This window comes from Rhodanobacter sp. UC4437_H4 (assembly GCF_052978425.1).
On record NZ_CM129673.1, the window covers coordinates 535851 to 560640 of the forward strand.

Genomic DNA, 24790 nt, shown 5'->3' on the forward strand with positions numbered 1-24790 from the left:
AGGACGATGGTCGCAGTCATCGCAGGAAACGGGCTCGGTCTGGACAACAGTTCCTTGCGGCAGCTGGGCCCGGGAGGCCAGGCGACCGTGGGCCAAGGCCGTGTCGGCCAGTATCTCAACATCGCCAGTGGCAACCTCGTCCTGCAAAACGCCGACGAGGGGATGATCTTCGGCGGACTGCCGCTGAGTGCGCTTCGCACCTACAACAGTCAGGGTCAGCTGAGCGGGAACGAGGGCTGGTTGTTCGGCTTCAGCCGAACGGTTGGCGGTCTCACCGGGACGCTCGACACCGCCGGCAGCACGATCACGCGCACGGATGACGACGGCTCGTCGGTGGTGTACGCCTACGACACCACGGCGAGCCGATACGTCAGCACCGGGCAGAGTGGTCCGTCGGACACCCTGAGCTGGGATGCCGGTACCTCGACCTGGACCTGGATCGACACGGCGGGTTCATCCGACCAGCGGCAGGAGACCTATGACGCCAGCGGCCGACTGACCGCACTGAGCGATCTGCAGACCGGTGCCAGCTACAGCTTCAATTACAGCAACGGCCAGCTCGCCGCGATCACGGCGGCCGATGGCGACAGCCTGATCTTCGCCTACACCGGCAGCCAGCTGACGAGTCTGACGATCCAGGAAGTGCCGCCCGGCGGCAGCACGCCGGTCACCCGTCAGCAGGTGAGCTATCACTACGACAGCCAAGGCCGGCTGGACGTCGTGACCACCGCCTTGGGTTCGGACACTGACGCCACTCCGGCGAGCTACACCACCACTTATACGTATGACGGCACCAGCGACCGGGTAGCCTCGGTCAGCCAGAGCGACGGCACGGTGGTGAGCTACACCTACGCCGCCCAGACTGACGGCAGCTGGCGTCTGGCGACGATCACGACTGGAAGTGGCGCGGCGGCGCAGGCGATCGCCCTCAGCTACGACTTGGACGGTCGCACCACGACGGTGACCAATGCGCTGGGTCAGGCGACCACTTACCAGTATGACGATGCCGGCCACCTGATCCAGGTGATGGCGCCGACCGTCGACGGTCAAACGCCCACCACGAGTTACCAGTACGACCTCAACGGCAACCTGCTGGCCGCGACCGATGCCGATGGTGGTGTGACGAGCTACAGATACGACGCCAGGGGCAACCTGCTGGCCAAGGAGGATCCCACCGGCCACACCGTCAGCTACACGTACAACGACCTCAACCAGATCCTTTCCCGGACCGCCTACACCACGCCCGCGCAGGGCGTGGTGGGCCAAGCCGGCTATGTTCCACCCAGCGGCGGGGAGACGACGTACTACGTCTACTACGACGCCACCGACGGCAACCGGCTGGCGGCGGTCATCGATCCGCTGGGCCACGTCACCGGCTACACCTATACCGGCACGAGCGACGGCCGCGTGGTGCTGAGCAGCACGCAGCATGGTCTGGTGTCCACCTTCGATTTGACGGGAGCAAGCCCGGACACGCCGCCGACGCTGGCCCAGTTCATGGCATGGTTCGCCAGTGCACCGACCCAGGCCTCCCTGGGCCAAAGCACGCGCACCGACTACAAGTACGACGTGCGGGGCCAGCTGGCGACGCAAACGCAATGGGCGACCGTCGACAGCACCGGTGCCGGCGTGCTCGATGCTGGCACGGTGGTCAGCACCTTCGTCTACGACGTGCGGGGCCAGTTGCTGCAGAGCGCGACAGAACGCGGGGCCGGCCACGCCACCCCCGAGATCACCAGCTACGCCTACGACGGTCTGGGGCGCCTGATCAGCCGCACCGATCCGTTGAACCAGGCCACCAGCTACGTCTACACCGACAGCAACGGCACGTTGGCGATCGTCCAGGCCAACGGACTGACCACCACGCAGGCCTACGACAGCGCCGGGCGGCTGCTCAGCAGCACGCAGTCGGCCAGCGGTCAGACCAGTCGCGTCACCACCTACCTCTATGACGCGGCCGGTCGTCAGGTGGCCACCATCGATCCGGCTGGCAACGCCAGTTACACCTTCTACGATGCCGACGGTCGCGTTGCTGGCACGGTGGACGCGACGGGCGCCGTCAGCTCCATTGCCTACGATACTGCTGGGCACGTCATCGGCACCACCCAGTATGCGACCGCGATCAGCACTGCGGGCTGGATCAGCGGTGGCGCGCTCACCGCCAGTTTCCCCGCCAGCTTGCCGGTGCCGGCGCCCAGTGCCGACGACCATATCCAACGCGTGGTGATGGACGCCACCGGACGCGTACTGGCCACGATCGATGCCGAGGGTCACGTCATCACCACGCGGTATGACGGCGAGGGCCGGGCCATCGCGACGACGGCGTTTGCGACGGCGCTGACGGCCGCACAGTTGGCGACTCTGGGCAATGCACCCACGTGGGCGGCACTGCAGGCGGCGCTTCATCCCGACGCGCAGGATCGTACCGACTACACGCTCTATGACGCCGATGGCCGGGTAGCGGCGACAGTCGATGCGGCCGGCTTCGTGACGGTCACCGAGTACGACGGTGCCGATCGAGCGACGCGAACCACCGCGTACGCGGTTCCCCTGAGCCCAGCGCAGCGCAGCGCACTGGATAGTGCGCCGACGCTGGCCACGCTGCAGGGAGACGCTCTCACGGTCAGTGCGGACGATCAGGTCGTGCGCACCTATTACGACGGCGACGGCCGGGTCGTAGCGCAGGTGGATGCAGACGGCTACCTCACCGCGATGGGGTATGACGAGACCACACACACCACGACGACGGCGCGTTACGCCATGGCCCTGACCGCCAGCCAGCAGGCCGCCCTCACCGGAGCGGAAAGCGTGGCGACCCTGGTAGGCCTGCTCGGCAGCACGCCTGCTAGCCAGGTCAGCACGGCCACGTACGACGCGGATAACCAGATCGTCTCGAGCACCGCCGCGGACGGCACGGTGACCGCATACCACTACAACGCAACGGGACAACTGCTGAGCACCACGGTCACGCCAGGTGCAGGCCAAGGCGCGGCGCGCACAGCTAGCGCGACCTACGATGCCTTCGGCGAGACGCTGACGCATACCGACGGTACCCAATCGACGACGACCTACGCCTACAACGTTCTAGGCCAACGCATCCGCGCCACCGATGCGCTGGGCAACACGGTCTGGACCTGGTACGACGCCGAGGGCCGGGTCGCCTACACGGTGCAGGGACAGCCCACGGGCAGCACGCGCAATGCGTTGGGCAACGTCACGGCGTTCACCTATAACGCCTTCGGGCAGGTGGCCAGCACACGCACGTATGCCGCCGTCCTCACGCTTACCGGCGGCAGCAGCAGCGGCACCACGCTCAACCCGGCCACGGCGACACTGGCGCAGGTCTCGGCGGCGGTCGCGGCGCTGCCGGTGGTGGCGGATGATGCCAACGCCCTGACCACCTACCACTACACCCTGGATGGTCAGGTGGCCAGCGTGACGGATGGCGCGGGTTACCAGACAGCCTACGTCTACGATGCCTTCGGCGATCGCATGCAAGTGCAGCAACAGCTGAGTGCACCGGGCAGCGCGTTGAGCGCCTCCAACAGCACTCTTAGCACTTTCACCTACGACGCACGCGGCGAGCAGGTCGGCGAGGCGGACGCTGTCGGTACCGCGGTGGCTCGCAGCGTATCGACCACCTACGACGCGTTCGGGCGGGTAACGAGCCGCACCGATGGCGACGGGCACGTCGTCACCTTCGGCTATGACCGCCTAGGACGCCAGGTCAGCAGCAGCCAGACCATCGGTGGAGTGGCGCGAACCACACAGACCACCTACGACGCTTTCGACCGCGTGCTGACGCGGGCCGATGCGCTGGGCAACCTCACGACGTACCAGTACGACCTGACCCAGCACAAGACCCTGGTCACCACGTCCGATGGCGTGACCCTGACCACGGTGACGAACGCATACGGCGACACGGTGAGCGTGACGGACGGCGCTGGCAACGTCACGACGTACACGTATGACGCCGAGGGCCGGCGGTTGACCACCACCGATGCCCTGGGCCATACCGCCACCGATGTCTACGACGCCGACGGCGAGTTGATCCGCACCACCGACGCTACCGGGCACGCGATCGCCTACAGCTACGATGCCGCCGGCCGCGTGCTGTCACGCACGGTCGACCCGGATAGATTGGCACTGCGGACGACGTACGCCTACGACGGCGAAGGCCGCCAGCTGAGCATGACTGATCCGACCGGGACGGTCGCCACCTACACTTACGATGCCGATGGCCGCGTGCTCACCGAGGTCCAGGATGCCGGCGCCGGCAAGCTCAACCTCACCACCACGTACACGTACGACGGCGCCGGCAAGACGCTGACTGTCACGGTCGGCGCTGGTACCGGGGCGGCACGCACCACCCGGTACGTGTACGACAACCTCGAGCGCCTGAGCCAGCAGATCATCGATCCCAGCGGGCTGGGGCTCACCACGAGCTACACCTATGACGCCGACGACCGGCTGGTCGCCGTCACCGACGCCAACGGCCACGTCACGCGAAGCGTCTATGACGAAGCGGGCGAGAAGATCTTCACCATCAATGCGGCCGGTGCGGTCACCCAGGCGACGTACGACGCCGACGGACGAGTAACAGCGGTGCGCGCGTACGCCACGCCGTTGAGCACGGCCCAACTCGCCGCGCTGGGCAACGCCCCGACGGCGTCAGCCGTAGGAGCGGACATCGTGGCCGATGCCGGCGACACGGTGTCCTACAACGCGTACAACGCCGAAGGCCAAGTACGCTACCGCATCGACCCGCAGGGGTATGTGACCGAAACGCGCTACGACGCCGCCGGCCGAGTCAGCGAAATGCTGGCCTACGCCCACGCGATCAGTGTGAGTGCGGGCGAGGCCACGGTCTTGCAGACGTCGCAGGCGACGGCGCTGTCCTCGCTGGCCAGCCTGATCAGCGGGGCCGGCAACACCGACGCGAACGCACACGCCACGCTCAACTTGTACGACGCCGATGGCCATGTCCGCTTCGTGGTGCAGCAGAACACGGTCGCCGGCCAGCTCGTCGGCATGGTCAGCGAGCAGCGCTATGACGCGGCTGGCCGGGTTATCGCCCGCGTCGCATACGGCAGCACCTTGCCATTGGCCCTGGGCTCGGCCCTGAGTGCCCAGTTGAGCACGGACAGCGTGACGCAAGCGCTGGCCAGTGCACCGAAACAGGTCGACCAGAGCGTATACGACGCCGCTGGGCGGTTGCGCTACCGCATCGACAACGCCTTTCAGGTGACCGAAACCCAGTATGACGCCGACGGCCGAGTCCTGAAGACGCTGGCCTATGCCCACGCGATCGTCCTACCCGGCGTACTCACCGTCGCGAGCCTGGCCGCCGCCGTGAACACCGCTGGCACCGACGGCGCCCATATCGGCACCACCACCTACGACGCCACCGGTCGCGTGCTGACGACGGGCGATGCGCTGGGTGTCAATGCCACCTATACCTACGACGCCACCGGCCTGTCGCTGACCCAGGCCGACCGCGACGGCCACCTCACCACGACCACCTACGATGCGGGCGGGCGCAAGATCCTGGTGCAGTCGCCGACGGTCACCGTCGGCAGCGAGAGCAGCGTCCACCTCTACACCGAGTACCAGTATGACGGCATAGGCAACGTTACTGCGATCAGCCAAGGGGCCGGCAGCACCGTCGGCACGGCGACATGGACGAGCACGACCACCTACGCCTATGACGCCGTCGGCCACCAAGTCACGACGACGTACCCCGGCGGTATCACCACCCAAGTCACCTACAACGCCCTGGGCCAGGCCGTGGTCGACAAGGATGCCAACGGCCACTACCAGTACAAGGCCTACGACGCCGACGGCCAAGTGGCTTATGCCGTCGATGCCGATGGCTACGTCACCGGCACCTCGTACGACGCCTACGGCAACGTCACGGCGCTCACCCGTTACGCCGCTGCGCTGAACACGGCGGCCATTGCCGGTTGGAGTGCCGGCCAGCCGCTGAGTTTGGCGCAGGTCCAGCAGGGCCTGACGACCTCCGGCAGCGACCGCACGCTCACCACCACCTACGACCAGCGCAACCAAAAAATCGAGGTCATCCAGCCGTCCATCAGCTATACGCTGTCCATGGGACCGTTGGCTGGCACCTGGACAACCGGGGCGCCGACCACCCGCTACACCTACGACGCCTATGGCAACGCCACCAGCAGCGCCACCCTGATCCAAGGGGCGTTGACCGTGGGTAGCACCACCACGCCAGCGATCTGGGCCACCACCTACACCTACTACGACAACCTCGACCGCGCGGTGATGACGGTCATGCCCACCGGGCAGTACACCGCTCCACAAGGGTACGTGACCACCACCAGCTACGACGCGTTCGGCCAGGTCACCGGCACGGTGCAGTATGCGCAGGCGATCAGCACCAGCGCGATCACCACTGCGGCGGCCCCTGCCCTGCCCGCGGCGCCGACCGCCGCCAGCGGCGGCAACCGCAGCAGCACTTTCAACTACGACCTGATCGGCCGCAAGGTCGCCGAAACGGACACCGGCACCGTCACCTATGCCGGCGGCACGCTGGGCCAGCTCGACGGCGCTCCCGGTGCCGCCACAGCCAGCAGCGTCACCAGCTACACCTACGATGGCGAGAATCGCCTGCTCAGTGTCACCGTCAACGGCGCCACCACGAGCACGACCTACGACGCTGCCGGCAGGGTGGCCAGTGTCACCGCACCGGCGCGCCTGGCGCTGGTGGCCGACTGGCAGTCGAAACTTCAGAACACCCCGGGGGATGACCTCACCAGCGGCGAGCTGTACACCACAGTCAGTCCGGTGACGACCTACGTCTACGACGCGCTGGGCCACGCACTGAGCACCACCACCTCGGCCGGTGGCCTGTCGCAGACCACGCAAGCCACCTACGATGCGCGCGGCAACCAGCTGACCAGCACGGATGCCATGGGGGTGGTGACCACCAGCACCTACGACAACAACGGCAACGTGCTGACCCAGAGCTATGCGCTGACCGCCAACGGCGCCTCCAGCACGGTCACCACGACGTATCGCTACGACGCCAACAACCAGCAGCTGAGCACCGCCGTGCAGCGTGCCGGCCAGAGCGGTAACGACAGCTACACCCAAGTGAAGTACAACGCCTTCGGCGAAATCGTCGCCAAGGGCGACCAGCAGGGCTACGAGGCGGCCTACACCTACGACAACGGCGGCAACTTGATCGATGAGCCCGATGCCAAGACCGGTATCGTGCACAACCTCGGTTACGACCTTTCCGGACGCCTGCGAGGCGACGGTTACCAGGGGCCGGGCGGCTATGTCTGGACCGCCTATCTTCGCGACCTGGCCGGCCGCGTCATCTCGGAAACCGCGCCCAGCGCCACGGCCGCCACCGGTGAGAGCGCCAATCCGGTGATCCACTCCTACGACCGCTGGAACAACGTCACCTCCACCACGGATGCCAACGGCAATACCACCACCGCCACCTACGACAGCCAGAACCACCTGATCGGCGAGGTCGAGGCCCGGGTGCTGGTGGTGTCCGACAGCGGCGTGCGCACCTGGGCCACGCCCACCAAGACCTGGTACTACAACATCGCCGGCCAGCTGATGGGCGTGACCGACGAGAACGGCCATTCCGCATGGAACGCCTATGACGACGCCGGCAACCTCACCACGGCCGAGGATGCAGCAGGCGCACTCACTTACACCGCCTACGATGCACTTGGCCGCGCGGTGGCGCAGCAAACCCCGCCGGTCAACACGGCGACCGGCCCGGTGGCTCACATCACCTACTCCGCCTACGACGCCCGCGGCCAGGTCACCGCCCAAGGCGACTTTCTGCTGAATAGCGATGGCACCAAACGAACCCAGCAGGCGCAGCAAACCTACACGCTCAACAGCCATGGCGACCGCATCCGGGTCACCGACGCGCTGGGCAATACGGCGTATTACGACTACGACAGCCAGCACCGGGTGATCCGCAGCCAGACCCCGATCCAGCACGCCAACGGCTGGGCCGAGACGTTCACCTACGACGTCAACGGCAACAAGATCGGCAACACCACCGCCAACGGCGATAGCCAAAGCTGGGACGTCGATTACTTCGGGCGAGTCCAGTCGCACACGGATCTCAGCGGTGCGCAAACCAGCTACGCCTACGATGCCAACTCCGGCCTGTTGACCAGTATCACCAGCCACTGGGTGCCGGCCGGCCAAACCGATCCGGCCTATCTGGCCGCGGGCTGGAACGGCAGCACCAGCGTCCAGGTTTACACGTACGAAGCCGACGGCCAGATCGCCCAGGTGTCCGAAAGCGTGGATGGCGTGGCGCGCGCTTCGGATACCTACCAATACGACGCAAACGGCAACACGGTATCCGACATCACCTCGACCAGCGACGGTGCCGGGCTGCAGATCCAGGACCAGACCGACATCAGCTACGACAGCCACAACCGGATCAGCGTGGTCAGCACCCGCGACAACAGCACCGGCATCATCACGTCGCGCGAAGTCATCAACTACGATGCAGTCGGTAACCGCCGCGCCGTGTTCGTGCAAAGCGCGTACGGCCCCTCAGCCTCGCCCATCACCGGTACCGGCGGTGCACCGACCGGCAGCCTCGCTGGCCAGACGGCCGCGCCGGGCCAAGCCTGGACCTTCAACGCGGCCGACTACTTTGTGGACAACATCGGCTTCGGACTCACCTTCACCGCCAAGCAGGCCAACGGTAGCGCGCTGCCCGGCTGGATGCACTTCAACGCCAACGGAACCTTCAGCGGTACGCCGACCACCGCCGGCAGCTGGTCCGTCACCGTCACCGCCACCGACGTCAATGGCCAGAGCGTCAGCAGCACATTCGGCGTCACTGTGCCGGTGGTGGATCCGGTATTTACCGGCGGCACCACCAACTCCACCGGCAGTGTGCATGGCGCGCTGAGCTTCACCGTCCCCACCGCCACGGACGCCAACGGGTCGGCCCTGACCTACAGCGCCACCCTTGGCAGCGGGGCGGCTCTGCCGTCCTGGCTCAGCTTCAACCCGAGCACGTGCACCTTCACGGGCACCCCGCCCGTGGGCAGCATCGGCAGCTACGCGCTCAAGGTCACCGCCACCGCGGCCAACGGTGGCAGCGCGAGCGAAACGCTGACCCTCACCATCGCGTCGACCCCGCCGGTTTACGTCGGCGGCGTAGGCGACCAGAGCATCCCCGCCACCCGCGCCTTCAGTTTCAGCTACCCCGCCAGCGACTTCAGCGAGGCCGACGGAGACGCGCTGACCTTCACCGCCGGCAGTTACAGCATGAGCGGCGGCATCGAAAGCGATGCCGCCCTGCCGAGCTGGATGAGCTTCAACCCTGCCACGCTGACCTTCAGCGGGACACCACCGCTCAGCGCCGAGAACCAGATCTTCACCCTGTACCTCAAGGCTACCAATCCTCAGGGCCAGGCGGCCGAGGCGCACTTCACCGTCACCGTGGTGCATTACGTGCAGCCGGCGCCGGTCTACCAAGGCACGCTGACCGATCGCACCGGCGTCATCGGCGGCAGCGCCGTCAACTTCACCTTGCCCAGCGGTGCCTTCACCGAGCCCGATGGCGGCGCGCTGACCTACAGCGCCATGGTGCTGGTCCCGGCGCACGAACAGGACTACCCCGTCAACGGTGGCACCGACGTCGGCACCCGCACCATCGCGGCGCAATGGGTCGCCTTGAGCACGGTGGGCCTCACCATCAACGCCACCACCGGAGCGATCGCCGGGGTGCCAACCACGCTGGACTACAACATTTCCACCGTGGGCGCCGGAACCTTCCAGCACGATGCCAGCTACCAGATCGAGATCATTGCCACCAACGGCCAGGCCGAGACCGCAGCGGGCACCTTCACGCTGAGCAATGACTTTGCGCCGCCGGCCGTACAGCAGGCGCCGTCCAACCTGTCGGCCAATCCGGAAACGGGAGCGATCGCCGTCGCACTGACCGGTGTGTTCTCCGACCCCTACGGGCAGGGCTTGACCTATACCGCCGCACTGGCCGGCGGGAGCGCATTGCCAAGCGGCTTGAGCTGGAGCGGGCAAAACCTGTACGTGGGCGTCGTCGCCAGTGGCAGCTACACGATCACCATCACCGCCAAAGACGGTCTGGGCCGCACGGCCAGCGCCGACTTCACGCTGACCGTGAACAATGCCGGGCCAGTGTTCACGGCCGCCCCGATCAACCTCACGACGGCCGCTGGCGTCGCGATGGCCGCCTACCAGGCACCGGCAGCCACCGATGCCAACGGCGATGCCATCACCTACAGCGCCAGCGGCATGCCGGCCGGCATGGCCTTCAATGCGTCCACTCGCACGTTCAGTGGCACGCCGACCGCCAACGGCAGCTTCACCGTGACCTACACGGCCACCGACATCCACGGCGGCGCCACCCATGCCACCTTCACCGTGACCGTCACCAACGCGGCGCCTGTGTTCAGCGCCGTGCCGCCCAACGTCAGCGTGATGAGCAGCGTGGCCATGGCCGCGTACCAGCTCCCTGTAGCCACCGACGCCAACGGCGACGCCATCACCTACAGCGCCAGCGGCTTGCCGCCAGGCCTCAGCTTCAACGCCTCCACGCGCACCGTCAGCGGCACGCCAACCACCTTGGGCACCTACACGGTGACCTGCAAGGCTACCGACAGCCGCGGAGCCGCCACTCAGGTCAGTTTCGTCATCACGGTAACGGCGTATGTGCAGCCGCCGCCGGTGTATCACGGCACGCTGACCAATCGCACCGGCGTGATCGGCGGCGCGTCGCTGAATCTGGCGCTGCCCAGCGGGGCCTTCACCGAATCCGACGGCGGGGCCCTGGCCTATACCGCCATGGTGCTGATCCCCGCACACGATCAGGACTACCCGGTCGGCGGCGGCACCGACGTCGGCACCCGCACCATCGCCGCACAGTGGGTGGCGCTGAGCACCGTCGGCCTGAGCATCAATGGCGCCAACGGCACGATCACCGGCGTCCCGACCACGCTGGACTACAACATCTCCACGGTGGGCAGCGGCACGATCCAGCATGACACCAGCTACCAGATCGAGATCACCGCGACCAACGCCCAGAACGGCAGCGCCACCGGCAGCTTCACCCTGACCAACAGTTACGCGCCACCCGCCGCCGTGGGGACACTGGCCAATCACACGGTCAACCCTGCCTCGGGCGCGGTCGTGGAGGTCGCGGCCGGCACCTTCAGCGACCCCTACAACCATGGCCTGAGCTACCAGGCCACGCTGTCCAGTGGCGCAGCGCTGCCGTCTGGCCTGACCTGGAGCGGTACGAGCTTCAACGTGGGTGCGTTGGCGGCAGGCAGCTACACGATCAAGGTGATCGCCACCGACGGCCTGGGCCGCACCGCCAGCGCCAACTTCACGCTGACCGTCAACAATGCCGGCCCCGTGTTCAGCGCGTCGCCGACCAACCTTTCGACCCTGGCCAGCGTGGCGATGACGGCCTACCAGGCGCCGGCCGCCACCGACGCCAACGGCGACGCGCTTACCTACAGCGCCAGCAACCTGCCCCCGGGTATCACCTTCAACGCCGCCACCCGCACCTTCAGCGGCACGCCGACCGCCCTCGGCACCTGGACGGTCACCTACACCGTCACCGACGGCCATGGGGCCACGGCAAGCAAGACCTTCGCCATTACCAGCACCAACGCGGTTCCGGTGTTCAGTGCATCACCGGCCAATCAAGTCGTGATGGCCAGTGTGGCCATGGCCTACCAGGCGCCGGCAGCCACCGACGCCAACGGCGACGCCCTCACCTACAGCGCCAGCGGCTTGCCGCCAGGCCTCAGCTTCAACGCCTCCACGCGCACCTTCAGCGGCACGCCAACCACCTTGGGCACCTACACGGTGACCTACACGGCCACCGACAGCCACGGTGCCACGGCGAGCAAATCCTTCACCATCACGGTCACGGCCTACATCCAGCCAGCGCCGGTGTACCACGGCACGCTGACCAATCGCACCGGCGTGATCGGCGGCGCGTCGCTGAGTCTGACGCTGCCCAGCGGGGCCTTCACCGAATCCGACGGTGGGGCCCTGGCCTACACCGCCCTAGTGTTGATCCCCGCACACGATCAGGACTACCCGGTCGCCGGTGGCACCGATGTCGGCACCCGCACCATCGCCGCACAGTGGGTGGCGTTGAGCACCGTCGGCCTGAGCATCAATGGCACCAACGGCACGATTACCGGCGTACCGACCACGCTGAACTACAACATCTCCACGGTGGGCAACGGCACGATCCAGCACGACAGCAGCTACCAGATCGAGATCACCGCGACCAATGCCCAGAGCGGCAGCGCCACCGGCAGTTTCACTCTGACCAACAGCTATGCGCCACCGGTCGCTGTGGGGACCTTGGCCAATCACACGGTCAACCCCGCATCAGGCGCGGTCGTGGAGGTCGCGGCCGGCACCTTCAGCGATCCCTACAACCATGGCCTGAGCTACCAGGCCACGCTGTCCAGTGGCGCAGCGCTGCCGTCTGGCCTGACCTGGAGCGGTACGAGCTTCAACGTGGGTGCGTTGGCGGCGGGCAGCTACACGATCAAGGTGATCGCCACCGATGGCTTGGGCCGCACCGCCAGCGCCAACTTCACGCTGACCGTCAACAACGTGGCGCCAACGCTGGCCGCGCCCAGCAACCTGACGGCGGTGCAAGGCTCGGCCATGACGGCCTACACCGCACCGAGCGCCACTGACGCCAACGGCGATGCGATCACCTACAGCGCCAGCAACCTGCCGCCGGGGATCTCTTTCAATGCCGCCACGCGTGCCTTCAGTGGCACCCCGACCGGTACCGGCACCTGGACGGTCACCTACACTGCCACCGACAGCCATGGGGCTGCGACGAGCAAGACCTTCACGATCACGGTGAGTCCGCCGGCCAACCAGCCGCCGGTCTACAACGGCGGCATACCCTCCGACATCTTCTTTTCCCCCGGCTCGTTGAGCTACACGTTCCCCGCCACGGCCTTCACCAGCCCGGCAGGGCTTGCGTTGACCTATACGGCGACCACGCCCCTGTATATTCACTTCGATGCCGGCACGCGGACATTTACCGCCACCCAGGCCCGAGCCGAGCGCTTCGGCACCGTAACGCTGACCGCTACTGATAGCCAGGGCCGGGCCACTTCCTATACGTTCAGCGTCGACGTACTGGGAACTGCCAACAACTTGATGGCGGCGCCGGACATGGGCAGCCTGTCGTCCTCGGCATCATCCACAGACGAAGCTTCGACAAGCTTCGCCCCATCGGCCTCGCCCCAAACCGTTCAGGCCCAGACCGAAGCCACCGGCACCACGCCCAACACCCAGAGCTATTGGTTCACCTACGACGCCGACAACCGGGTGGTGGTGAGCAACGGCGCCCTCAGCAACGGCCAGATCGTGATCACCGCCGGGGGCTACAACGAACCTTCCTACACCAACCAGTACGACGCGGCCGGCAACGTGGTGGTGCGCAACACCCTCAATGCCGACACCTACACCGTCAACGGCGGCACGCCCTACACCAAGAGCTACTCCGCTGGCGACGTGATGAGCCAGCGGCTGGTGTACGACGTCCGCAACGAGCAGGTGGAGGTGGACTACGCCACCGACCTCACCCAGAACGAAAGCAGCCTGGGCGTGCAGCAGCGCATGACTTACGACCCCGACGGCCACCAGGTCGGCGCCAACAGCTTCCTGCGCAACGATTCCGTCGTCGCGGTCTATGGCACCCAAGACAAGCCCTACGGCTACACCTACGTGCCCGATGGCGGCTGGCTGCAGTCCGGTCAGGCGATGGCATACAACGCCGACGGCGCGGTGGTCGAGCAGGTCAGCTTCCAGGCGCCCTACCGTAACTGGTTGCAGATCGCCAACCGTTGGATGAGTGGCGACCCCCTGCCCGATGGTGGCCAGGATGCGGTGCCCAGCGTCACCGCGGACGGCCCACTCGTGGTGGCTTCCACCACCACCTACACCGCCTTCGACCACGCCGGCAACGTCAAGGCCTACTCCTACGCGCAGAATCCGCCGCCCAGCGGCGGGGGCAGCGCCTTCGGTGCCGACTACACGGTGAACTACATCCGGAAGGACGGCTACCTGGAGCAAAGCACCACCGGCACGGCCACGGTGCAGGGCTACATCCCGGCCACCGACACCAGCTACTACGACGCCTTCGGTCGGCGTACCGCCGTGAGCCAGACCAGCCAGGGCACCAGCGGTGCCAAGGACGACACCCGGCTGTTCGCCTACGACACCCGCGGCGAGATCCTCGAACGGCGGCGCGGCACGGTCAGCAACGATACCTTCACCGCGGACAGCGACAGCACCATCGACCACTACGCCTACGTCGACGGCCAGCAGGTCGGCAGCCTGGACGAAGGCGGCGGCATCCACGTGCTGGGCAGCCTCACCGGCTTCAGCAGCGGCGCCAGCCGCCAAAGCTATGTCGTCCAGGCCGGCGACACCCTAGCCGGCATCGCGCAGGCGGTGTACGGCAACAGCCAGTACGGCTACCTCGTGGCCGAGGCCAATGGCCTCACTGGCGACGACGACCTGGTGGTGGGCCAGGCGATCACCCTGCCCTCGATCATCACCAGCAGCAATGCGGCGAATACGTTCAAGCCGTATGACCCGGGGCAGATCGTGGGGAGTACGACGCCGAGCCTGCCGATGGTGCCGCCGCCGCCGAGTCAGGCGGGGTGCAGCACGCTGGCGATGATTGTGGTGATCGCGGTGGTTGTCGTGGCGACCGTTTTGACCGCGGGTGCCGCAGCCGTCGCCATGGGTGCTCAAGGCGGCCTGTGGGCCGCAGGCGGCGCCGCCTTGGCGGGCGGCGCGGGCACCTCGCTCGGCTTAGGCGAAGCCATGCTTGCTGCCGCCGCCGGTGGCTTTGCTGGCAGCGTGGCGGGTCAATTGACGGGGGATGCGTTGGGCGTCAGTCACGGCTTCTCGCTGAAAGAAGCGCTCGGCGCGGGTCTCGGTGCGGGCCTCACCGCCGGCCTCGGCGGCGAAATCAGCGGCGGCGCGAAACTGTCCGAATTGAGTGCCGCTGCCCACGGCGGCAGCGCCGTTGCCTATGCGCGGATCGCCGGGATTGGCGCGGCGAGCGCGGTGGGCAACTACGCCGGCGAGAAGCTGGTCAATGAGCCGGCCCATTTCAGCTGGGTGGACGTGGCGGCAGCGGCAGTCGGTACGGAAGCCACCACTGCCCTGCACCTACCCAGCACGTTGCAACAGCAGTGGGGCGACGTGGCGGGCGGTACGTTTGCCTCCAACGTGGTGGGTGGCTTGGTCAACGGTGTCATCGACAGCGAAACGGCTAGGCTGCTCGGTGCGCGAGGCGCCAACAGCCGCCAGATTACGGAGGATGCCTTTGGCAATGCGTTGGGGAATATGGTGGGAGATGTCGTCAGTGAAGCCGAGTGGAAGGCCGTGGAGCCTTCGGCAAAGAAGCAGATCGGTTCGTTCGTTGAGGGAGTCCTCGGCAACGATCCGCATCGAGGGGTGGATTTCAGCCACGTCGATCCGCTGAACCAAGCAGCAATGTGGGCGGAGATAGATGCGGAGAATCCTGTCACCCAGTTGAGTGACGTCGTCTCGGATAGCGGCAATGGTGGCGGAGGCTTGACCGCCTACGAGAAGGCCCATCTCGCGACCACGACCGTTTACAGCGGCACCTATGTCGACCCGTACCTCATTGCGCGCAACGGCCGCGAGGCGGACTGGTTGAATACCGTACAGACCTTTGGGGTGCCGGACGACCTGCCCATCACCGTCAGGGACGATGTACTGCCTGCAGAACCATCAACCCGGGCGACTTCGGGTTCGATATGGAGTGTGACTGCCTCTGCGGCACGGGGCATCTGGCACGGTTTCAACTACTCGCGGGAAGCCATCGCGTCCTACATCGCCGACCAGGCCATCGCCTTCAATCAAGGCGGCATCGATGCCACCGTCATTGGCCATGCGTACAACGGCGCGAGGAACTTCGTCTCCAACGAGTTTACGCGAGCTCATGAAGGCGGCCTCAGCAGCACGGAGACGGCGCAGGCGCTGTCCACGACCGTTGGCTTCCTGGAGTATGTCGCCAAAGATCGCAGCCTCAGTGAGGACTATCAAGGTGCCGTTGGCCTGACCAGCAACCTGGAAGGGAGCGCGATCAACTACTATGGCACCCACAGCGCCGAACAGATTGCCTATGATGTGGGCAACTTTGTAGGTGAGCAGGTACCGCTGTTTGCGGTGACGGCGGGTGCAGGAACGGCTGCCCGCGTAGTGGGTGAGCTGGGGGACTTGGCCGTCGCAGGAGCACGTACGGTTATCAGCATGGCTGGTGATACATTGGGCAGCCTGAATTTCGTGGGCTCCACTGGCGGCTTCAGCGCATTGGGTAGCCAGTTGGGAGTCGTCGGGGATTTGGGTGGGCTTAGGCCCTTGGCGGGTGGTAGATTCATTGTTGCAAACAGCACGGGTGATACCGTCAAGATATTCCGTGTTCAAGGCGGAACTCCGCCCAACGCAAGCTGGCGTCACATTGCTCTAGACGCGGACAACAATGTTTCTATTGCGAACAAGACATTGAATGTCAGCATAGGCACCGAAGAACATGCGGCATATTTCTTGAGCAAGCGGCCCGGTGGAGAAGTTGTATCTTTCGATGTGCCGAAGTGGATGGGGGACTTCATTGAAAGTGAGGCCATTCCTCAGTTCAGATACGGCTCTAATCCAATGAATCAGGGTGGCTTGGCCCCGAAGATTGTTGATACAACCACGCCGGGCGTTTCTTACGAATTGCCCCCGATTTGGGCGAAATGGCTGGAAGAAGTAGCCATTCCTGGCTCCGGCAAGGTAACTAAGTAGGACTACGGAATGACTGAGTCGAGCGTAGAGAATGTTGTGGCCGTTGTTCGCCACAAGGGGCGCATCCGATGGTTTCGGAGTGGACGGGACCTTTGGATTCTGGACTATCGGAAGTGGCGAGATAGTTTCATCAATCGCGGCTACTCTGCACCCGAGTTAGATGACTCCGATCGCGGAGGTGTTCATGTGGTAAATCGAGAGTCGGCTGAGCGATTTCTCGATTTCATGAGCGAGTACGAAGTGGGCAAGGATCAGTTGAGCGTCGAACTGGCCAGGCGCTACTCTCAGGCCCAATCTTGGTGGGACGTGGCTGATCTTTTCCCAATTATTTTTGTGGACTTCGATAACGAACGAGTTGCTGCCTTCTACCCGAGAGGCACGCCGATGGAGAAATATCTTCCTGATGGATGGGACGGGGAATTCAGAGACTTCGCCACTGAGTACCCCGCTGAAATATTTCCCGAAGACGAGAAGTTCTGGGTGAAAGGAGGGGCTGATCTGCTTCAGCTCTTGAATGAGCGAGGAAAGGGGCGCGCTGAGAGCTGATAGGAAGGACCGGCTACTGCCCGGGACCTCGCGGCGGAGAATAGGCGACCTCTCTTGGAAGTAGATCGGTGGCTTTATCGAGCTGACCTACCGTCACAAGTGAGTGAACTTCGTGAGCCAGCGGCGTGACATCGGTGATCCGCTGAATCCATTCCCCCACGTACAATCGGGCGGCCTCCTTGCTGAGGCCGACTTGGATGGCGCGATGTTCTAGCGGTTGCAGTAACAGATCCCGTTCCGGGTCCCACTGAAGACGCACGGGGGAGCGACTCTTGAGCTGCTCCCATTCGTCGTGGCTCATGCCCAGTTCGGGATGGCTGGGGCAGCTGTGCGCCAGCGCCCACTCGAAACCATCGCACGTGATGTCTATGGCGAGGATGCGTTTTTGCTCTTCGTCCTTAAAGCCCCAGCCGGCGCGATACATCATCCAGAGGAACGAGGGTTTGATCCACGTCATCCGCTCCATCTTGAAGGGCGGCGCGACGAAGGTTTGATGCTTCAGTGCACTATCGGCGATCACATCCGAATAGGCCTGATACACGCGGATGGTTTTATCGTCGTAGACGGCGCGAATCTGTCGTGTTGGAATGGTTGCGATCATCTTTATTCTTAGCGAAAACAGGGAAACAGGGGTGTGCCGTATGGTGTCCGAATAGTGATTCCTGCGGTGTGTCGTCTGGTGTCCGAATAGGTGATTTCTGTGGGCGGGAAAGGTAATTTTTTGAGACCTATCGGCCGGTTTTGGTTACTTAGGATGCCGAATCATGGGCTTCATGTGCACTGTTGACTCAGCCTGGCACACGAATTCATCAGATTTCCGCCTTCTTGGCCACCCGTGCTCCTCCGCAAAACGGACAGTGGCACGCCTGGCTTGAGATAGCACTCAGCGCTGCAGGTATTCGCCCTGCAGCAGGCCGTCCCAAGCCTCGAACCAGACCCGGCGCACCACGGGGCGTGCCCGGAGGCCGCTGCCGCTCCAGGCTTCCATGGGTGTCATGCCTTGCAGGTGCTGGTGCGGCCGCACGTGGTTGTACCAGGCTACGAACTGGGCTAGCAAGGCGTCGAGGCCGGCGCGGTCCGGCACGACCCAGCGGTCGAGCTTCTGCTTCAACGTGCCGAAGAAGCGCTCGATGCGGCCATTCTGCCAAGGACAGTGGCGCTCGATGGTCTGGTGTTCGATGCCGAGTCTGTGGAGTACGAACTCGAACAACGGGCTATTGAAGACGGCCTCGTTGTCGGTGCGCAGGCGCCTGGGTTTGCCATGCCGTTCGATGGCATCGAGCAGGTGGCGCAGGATGGTGATCGTAGCCTTGTCCGGCAGGGCCTTGAGGCGGAGGCAGCGGCGCGTGCCGTGATCGACGATGCCGAGCAAAAAATGCGTACGGCCGGCCTGGTCGGTCTTGCCGGTGCCATCCATGCCCCAGACGACATTGGGTTTACCGGGGCGGTAGGTGCGCCGCCTGAGTTGCCGGCGTTGAAGGCGGATCTCCGCCCGGTGGTCACGCATGACGCGCCAGACGAAATCGTGGCCGATGGAGTCTTTTTCTTCGTGGCGCCTGTTGAAGATGTGCTGGAGCGTGCGGCAACCAAGCTCGGGCGCCCGCACCGCCAGGGCAATGACTTCCTGGCGTATCCATGCGGGCTTGGCGCGTGTGCGTACCGGCGAGACGGGGAGCTCCCTGCGCCAGCCTCGAGGGCGGAATGGCTGGCGTGGCCCGCGTCGTTGCCGAAGGTATTTCAGCAGGCGGCGAAGCCACGTGAGAATCCAGTGCAGCAGGGACACGGAGGTTTCCTTCATCGAAGATGATGAGGCACTTCTCCTTGGATACGTCGAAACGGTTTAGGGCGTGTGCGTTGCGCCGACATCATGACCCAGTGGTTTCTGCACGGGTCAGGCCGCCAAGGCGTAGGCCTCAGCGGAGGTCTTTATGCTCAGTGCCTGGTGCGGGCGACGTCGTTCACAGGGGTGAAATACGCCGGCGCCAGGATCAGTACTCCGCCCATGCACGGCTGCCCAGTACCGCCCTCAACCGATCCAAAGCCCGCTTGTGCAACTGCGACACCCTGCCCTTGGTGACGCCGAGTTGGGCCGCAATGTCGACGAACGGTACGTGGTGGTAATAGTGCAGCGTAATAATCAGTTGCTCGCGCTCATCCAACTGCCCTAGCCCTTCGATGACGGAGGCCCTCAACTCCTCCTTCTCCAGCTCGGCATAGGCGTCCGGCGGAGCATCCGCGCCAGGGGGAAAGGACTCTTGATCAAGCAGAAAGCCGAGACCCAATCCCACGGTGATGGCCACGAAGGCATCGAGCGGGTCGGACGCGGAACCGTCATCGAGCGACTGGGTACGTTCCGCCAGCGCGCTGGCCTGATCGCGCGCCCAAGCATCGCCCCGGGCTCCTGGTGCACGACCTTCGCGCAAGGTTCTCAAGCCATTGAATACGGCACCCCGTATGCGGTGGCGCGCATAGGTCTCGAACTTGATATGGCGATTCGGGTCGAAGCGGTCGATCGCCTCCAGCAATCCTATCAGCGCATTCTGGACGCAATCCTGCCAGGCATCTCCCAGGGAATGCACGCGCATGTATACGTCGCGCGCCACCAGCCGTGCCCAGGATGAATACTTGAGGATGAGCGCATCGCGGGCGACGGATTCGCGCCCACCACGCCATCGCTCCCAGAGCGTCTGTTCACCGCCGTCCAAGGTGCCTGCTCATCCGCTCAAATGTGATAACCACTCAGCAAAGCCTGGGCGAGCAAGGTCCACCCGTTCACCAGGAGGAACAGCAGGATCTTGAGGGGCAGACTGATGCTGGTCGGCGGCAGCATGATCATGCCGAGCGCCATGAGAATCGCCGCGACCACCAGGTCGATGAGCAGGAACGGCAGGAAGATCACGAAGCCGATCTGGAAGGCGGTATGCAGCTCGCTCAGCATGAATGCCGGTACGAGCTGCAGAACCCCGATGTCGTCGACCGACTTGGGCGTCGGCATTTTTGCCATGCGCAGGACGGCAAGCAGGTCGCCCTCGCGCGTCTGCCGGACCATGAACATCTTGAACGGCACGAACCCGCGCTCGACAGCGGCTTGCGCAGGGATCTCATGCCGCAGATAAGGGTCTACTCCCGCTTGCTTGGCCGCCTGGAACACCGGGTTCATCGCAAACAACGTGAGGAAGATGGCCAGTGTGAGAAGGACACTGTTGGGAGGAGTCTGCTGCAGGCCCAGCGCGCTTCGAACCATGGACAAGACGACGATGATGCGCGTGAACGAGGTCAACGCGATGACCAGCAGCGGGATAAACGAAAGAAGCGTAAGCAGCAGGAACGAGTGCAGGATCGACGAGTTGTCTTCCGTCGCGGCACGGGCGATCGCATCCCGGATGGGTTCGGCGCACCATGCCAGCGCCGGCAGCGCGAGGCCAGCGAAGACCACGGCCGCCACAACGAAAATCTTGCCTTTCCTCATGGCGTGCCACCCGGCCCAGTCGGCAAGCGACTCAACGGCGTGACGGTAGCCACAGTCCCCCGCACAGTCTCCACGACGAGGTACTCCGCCCCCCGATAAGCGATGACATGGGTGGTCGTGGCCATGCTCAACCGCCGTGAGGCCTTCACCTCGATGCCCTCCGCCGCCATCCCGCGCGCTCCTGGCCTTGAACCGATCGTCCAGCCGCGTCGGCGCGCGTACGCCAAGCCGCCCACCAGCGCCATCAGCGCGAGCAAGGTGATCGTCATCGCCATGGCAAGGCTGCCCGTCGAAACGGCGGGCGCATTTCGGTAGGGAATCGCCGACTGCGCCAGCTGTGCGCCGGACGTGACCGCCGCGAAAAGCCAGGCTGAACCCAAGGTGGGAATGCTCACAGGATCTCGGAGATCTTCAGGCCGAAGCGATCGCCGGCCGCCATCAGATGGCCGTGCGCAACGGGTTTGCCGTCAAGCATCAGCGTGACGGGGTCGTCGAGACTGGTATTCAGCTCGACGGCTTCGCCCTTGGCGAGCGAGAACAGCCGCTCGACACTGAGCTGGGCGCTGCCCACCAGAACCTCCAGACGGACGGTGACGTGGCCCAGCAATGCCACATTGCGTTCAACGAGCGGCGCCCCGGCACGCTGTGGCTCGTCCGCTTCCTGCAATGCAATCGGTGCAACAACGACTTCTTTCATGGCTTGTACTCTTCCTGCGAATGGATACCGTCCAGCATGACGGCACGTTTGGCTCCGACTCGGCGCAAGTAGCCACCGGTGATGGCAATGCCCCCTTCGATCCGCATCGACAGCGGCTCCTCCAACGCCGTGTCTCCGACCAACAGCTCGCCAACGCGCAGATCCGTGAGTTGCGCGAGATTGACCGACCCGAAATCCATGATGGCGTCCAGGCGCAAGGGGACTTTGCCGAGCGCTTCCCGTCGCGATGCCAAATCGGCTTTCTTCCCTGTTTGCGGCGGCACCAGGCGGTCGATCAGCCGCCGGCTGCACGCCAGGTTCAACCCCAATCGCCCCACCGCGATGGCCAGAATGCAGCTACCCAGTTCGGGGCGTGACAAGTCGGGAGAAGCCGCGGACTGCCGCAGACCGGGGCCGCCGGCGACCCCGCCCCGCCGGAAGACGCGGGCTGCGAAATCGCCCAGCGCCTCTTCGCCAATCCGTTCCGCCCAACCGGCGTCCTCTTCCTCCACCGACCCGGCGAGATGGCGCCCGACCCCTGCCGCACCTCGTCCACCGAGAAACAGCGCCAGCGATCCGGCTTCCCCGGTCGACATGTACGGTGCGGCCCCCTTGATGACGAAGCTTCCATGGTCGACCGCGCGGACATGGATCTCGGCCGGCTCATGCTCGATCCACCACTCCTGCGACCACTCGGACACTTCGGCGGCTATCAGCGCCCGCAGGGCTTCGCGACGCGTTTCGCCAAGCCAACTGAATCGAAAACCCTCCATCGATCAGCCGCCCCTGGTGGAGTCATAGAGCTGCTGAAGCATGTCGCTGGACACGGTCATGACGCGGGAGCTTGCCTGATAACCTCGCTGGATCACGATCATCGCGGCCAGTTCCTGGGTCAGGTCGACGTTGGCCATCTCGAGGCTGCTGCCTTCGATCTTTCCGAATCCTGGCGTGTTGGCTTTGCCGACGCGTGCGACTTGGCCTTTCGGCCGCGAATACAGGTTGCCTTGGGTCAGCTGCATGGAGCTCTCGTCCGGGAACGATGCCAAGGCAAACTGCGGGCCCGCCTTCGTCTCGCCGTTGGAGTACACCATCTGCAACGTGCCATCGATGTCGAAAGACTGGGATGAAATGCCAATAACACCGTGCCCGTCCTTCACTGACGCGGAGAGATCCGATGTCACGCCGGAAAAACTGGTCACGCCACCGAGACCGTTGGCCGCACCGAAGTTGAACGTGATCGACTGGGAATGTCCGCCGAGCGTGCCGGTCATCGTCACGGCATTGAATCCGCTTTGAAGCGTGCCGTCGGTATTGAAACGAACTTCGCCGCTGCCGACCGTGTTGCCAGCGGCATCCGTGATCGTGACCAGCCAACTTCCCGGCGTAACCGAGGTGTTGTTGGCCATCGATAGCCCAAGAACGTGCGCATTTCCCTGTGCGTCGTACACCGTGACGGCGCTGACGCTATCGGTTGGGTCAGCCGGCATAAGGTTGCCGGTCATGTTCACGATGGTCGTCGGTTGCGCGGGTAGCGTCTTGTAATTCGTGATGTCGATATTGCCCAGAGCGCCGCTGGGGTCGAATCCCTGGACGAAATACTTGTTGACCGAATCGACCAGTTGCCCGGACGCGTTGAATTCGAACTGACCCGAACGCGTGTAATAGGTGTTGCCTGACGAGTCTTTGAGGATGTAAAAGCCATCCCCCATGATCGCCGCATCCGTTGGCGTACTGGTTTGCTGGATCTTTCCTTCACTCAGGTTCTGGCCCGTTCCGGCCACCCTGGTGCCGGCCTCGCCCATGATGTTTTCGAAGAATGACTCGCTCTCTCGAAAACCGGGTGTGTTCATGTTGCTGATGTTGTTGCTGATGGTGCTGAGGCTGTTCGAAAAGCTGAATAGCCCCGAGATGCTGCTGTAAAGCGCCTGCATGATGCCCGACATGTCTTGTTCTCCTTGTTAAGGCGTGACGAGTTGCACTTGGGAAAGGGCGACATCGGTGAGCACATTGCTGCCCGACGTGGTTATCGTCAGCCTGACCCCATTCGAGTCGTACTGGATACCAACGACCTTGCCGGACGTCGTTGTGCCGTCGGCGTTGGCGATTTGGACGTTATGCGTCAGCAATGCCAACGGCTGTCCTTGGGAGCCCAGCGTCAACAGGTTGTTGATTCCGGAGACCTCTTCGCTCTGCTGCTCGATGCTGACGAACTGCGCGAGCTGCGTGAGGAACTGGCTGTTGTCCAGCGGTTGCATGGGGTCCTGAAACTGCAACTCGCTGACAAACAGCTTGATGAAGTCCTGTTCATTGATACCCGAACTCGCGTTGACGGAATTCCCTGACGGGTTCAGCAAGGTTCCGATGGCGTCGACCGACATGAGGTTTCCTCGATCAGGATTCGTTGAGCGAGGTCCAGACCTCGCGACCGTTCCACAGAACTTTTTCCAGCTTCAGCCCTTTGGATCGAGCCTCTTGCACCATGGCTTCAACCACAGGGGTCGCAGCGGTGTCGTCCATGCGGTAATCACGCAACCAAAGTGTCAGGCCACCATTGGCGTTTTTTGTGAGGCGTAGCGAATCCTCGGGCCAAGGCACCGCGCGCGGGGTATCAGAAATTGCCGCCACCGCTGCTGGCTCAGCCTCTTCCCGTGGAGCACCGACCGCCGTTCTCGCCATATCGCCCCATACCTGCATGGCCCCGTACTGCGGCGGATATGGAGTCATGGTGGAAACCATGAGACCAGCTGTCTCCCGCACCCCAGCGTGCGGCGCGACCGCCGTGCCTTCTGTGTCGGCGATGCCGGCCCTCGACGGGAGGGGCGGCAGACCACAGGACGCTGACGCGTACAGTTCAGAAAGGTACCTGCCGGCGAAGAGATGGATTCCAAACACCCGGGACCCGGCCAATGTTTCGGTAACGCCCGTAGGCTGGACCGTTGCGTTCGGCTGCGGCACCGGCCTCCCCCCCAACTCTGCCGGAATGCCGGCGGTTGGTCCCATCTCTGAACCAGTGGCCGGGGCTTCGAAAGCAACCGATTTGCTTGCGACCCTGTCCATTGTCGGCTCGTTGTACTGTCCGACAAGTGGAGTGGCCGCGGGCGCCGCGTGAGGCGCACCACGATCCGTGGTCGAGCTACAGGGATCAGCCGGCTTGCCTTCCGGGACCAGCCGGTGAAGATGAACCTCCGGTT

12 protein-coding genes are annotated in these 24790 nt (G+C 64.5%); 2 read left to right on the forward strand and 10 right to left on the reverse strand.

The annotated features are described in order from the left end of the window. The first annotated feature begins 6 nt into the window (after positions 1 to 6). Together ACVCL3_RS02710 and ACVCL3_RS02715 are read left to right on the forward strand one after the other, a co-directional pair. Positions 7 to 16887: a putative Ig domain-containing protein gene (locus tag ACVCL3_RS02710; RefSeq protein WP_447100357.1), complete on the forward strand. Its 16881-nt coding sequence runs from the start codon at positions 7 to 9 to the stop codon at positions 16885 to 16887. Positions 16888 to 16896: 9 nt separating this feature from the next. After that, positions 16897 to 17433, forward strand: coding sequence for a hypothetical protein (locus ACVCL3_RS02715; protein WP_447100358.1), 537 nt, complete (start codon positions 16897 to 16899; stop codon positions 17431 to 17433). Positions 17434 to 17446: 13 nt separating this feature from the next. Here the strand turns inward: ACVCL3_RS02715 and ACVCL3_RS02720 are convergent, their stop codons facing one another. The 10 genes from ACVCL3_RS02720 to ACVCL3_RS02765 form a co-directional block, all read right to left on the reverse strand. After that, complete coding sequence (locus ACVCL3_RS02720; protein ID WP_447100359.1) at positions 17447 to 18034, reverse strand: DUF4291 domain-containing protein; 588 nt, start codon at positions 18032 to 18034, stop codon at positions 17447 to 17449. A gap of 282 nt (positions 18035 to 18316) precedes the next feature. Then, positions 18317 to 19216: a transposase gene (locus ACVCL3_RS02725; protein WP_447100360.1), complete on the reverse strand. Its 900-nt coding sequence runs from the start codon at positions 19214 to 19216 to the stop codon at positions 18317 to 18319. A 205-nt stretch (positions 19217 to 19421) separates the two neighbouring features. After that, the gene (locus tag ACVCL3_RS02730; RefSeq protein ID WP_447100361.1) at positions 19422 to 20138 is read right to left on the reverse strand and encodes a sigma-70 family RNA polymerase sigma factor; all 717 of its coding nucleotides are present in this window, start codon (positions 20136 to 20138) and stop codon (positions 19422 to 19424) included. 17 nt (positions 20139 to 20155) lie between these two features. Continuing rightward, a complete protein-coding gene (fliP, locus tag ACVCL3_RS02735; RefSeq protein ID WP_447100362.1) occupies positions 20156 to 20902 on the reverse strand; it encodes a flagellar type III secretion system pore protein FliP in 747 nt (248 codons plus the stop codon). Beyond that, a complete protein-coding gene (locus ACVCL3_RS02740; protein ID WP_447100363.1) occupies positions 20899 to 21297 on the reverse strand; it encodes a hypothetical protein in 399 nt (132 codons plus the stop codon). Before ACVCL3_RS02740 ends, fliP begins: the two co-directional genes overlap by 4 nt. Beyond that, positions 21294 to 21599, reverse strand: a complete 306-nt coding sequence (locus tag ACVCL3_RS02745; RefSeq protein ID WP_447100364.1) for a FliM/FliN family flagellar motor switch protein — start codon at positions 21597 to 21599, stop codon at positions 21294 to 21296. The genes ACVCL3_RS02740 and ACVCL3_RS02745 overlap by 4 nt, the downstream gene beginning before the upstream one ends. Then, positions 21596 to 22372 (reverse strand): hypothetical protein, encoded by a 777-nt coding sequence (locus tag ACVCL3_RS02750; protein WP_447100365.1) that lies wholly within the window; start codon positions 22370 to 22372, stop codon positions 21596 to 21598. The genes ACVCL3_RS02745 and ACVCL3_RS02750 overlap by 4 nt, the downstream gene beginning before the upstream one ends. 3 nt (positions 22373 to 22375) lie before the next feature. Further along, positions 22376 to 23542, reverse strand: coding sequence for a flagellar hook protein FlgE (locus tag ACVCL3_RS02755; RefSeq protein WP_447100366.1), 1167 nt, complete (start codon positions 23540 to 23542; stop codon positions 22376 to 22378). Between the two features lie 15 nt (positions 23543 to 23557). Next, entirely contained in the window at positions 23558 to 23977 is a 420-nt protein-coding gene (locus ACVCL3_RS02760; protein ID WP_447100367.1) for a flagellar hook assembly protein FlgD, read from the reverse strand. Between the two features lie 13 nt (positions 23978 to 23990). After that, entirely contained in the window at positions 23991 to 24335 is a 345-nt protein-coding gene (locus ACVCL3_RS02765; protein ID WP_447107243.1) for a hypothetical protein, read from the reverse strand. Between the last annotated feature and the right edge of the window lie 455 nt (positions 24336 to 24790).

Bases quoted from the DNA above. Each gene is read 5' to 3' on its own strand.
- fliP (WP_447100362.1), bottom strand. From the start codon at position 20,902: ATGAGGAAAGGCAAGATTTTCGTTGTGGCGGCCGTGGTCTTCGCTGGC.
- ACVCL3_RS02710 (WP_447100357.1), top strand. From the start codon at position 7: ATGGTCGCAGTCATCGCAGGAAACGGGCTCGGTCTGGACAACAGTTCC.
- ACVCL3_RS02765 (WP_447107243.1), bottom strand. From the start codon at position 24,335: ATGGTTTCCACCATGACTCCATATCCGCCGCAGTACGGGGCCATGCAG.
- ACVCL3_RS02720 (WP_447100359.1), bottom strand. From the start codon at position 18,034: ATGATCGCAACCATTCCAACACGACAGATTCGCGCCGTCTACGACGAT.
- ACVCL3_RS02745 (WP_447100364.1), bottom strand. From the start codon at position 21,599: ATGAAAGAAGTCGTTGTTGCACCGATTGCATTGCAGGAAGCGGACGAG.
- ACVCL3_RS02760 (WP_447100367.1), bottom strand. From the start codon at position 23,977: ATGTCGGTCGACGCCATCGGAACCTTGCTGAACCCGTCAGGGAATTCC.
- ACVCL3_RS02715 (WP_447100358.1), top strand. From the start codon at position 16,897: ATGACTGAGTCGAGCGTAGAGAATGTTGTGGCCGTTGTTCGCCACAAG.
- ACVCL3_RS02755 (WP_447100366.1), bottom strand. From the start codon at position 23,542: ATGTCGGGCATCATGCAGGCGCTTTACAGCAGCATCTCGGGGCTATTC.
- ACVCL3_RS02750 (WP_447100365.1), bottom strand. From the start codon at position 22,372: ATGGAGGGTTTTCGATTCAGTTGGCTTGGCGAAACGCGTCGCGAAGCC.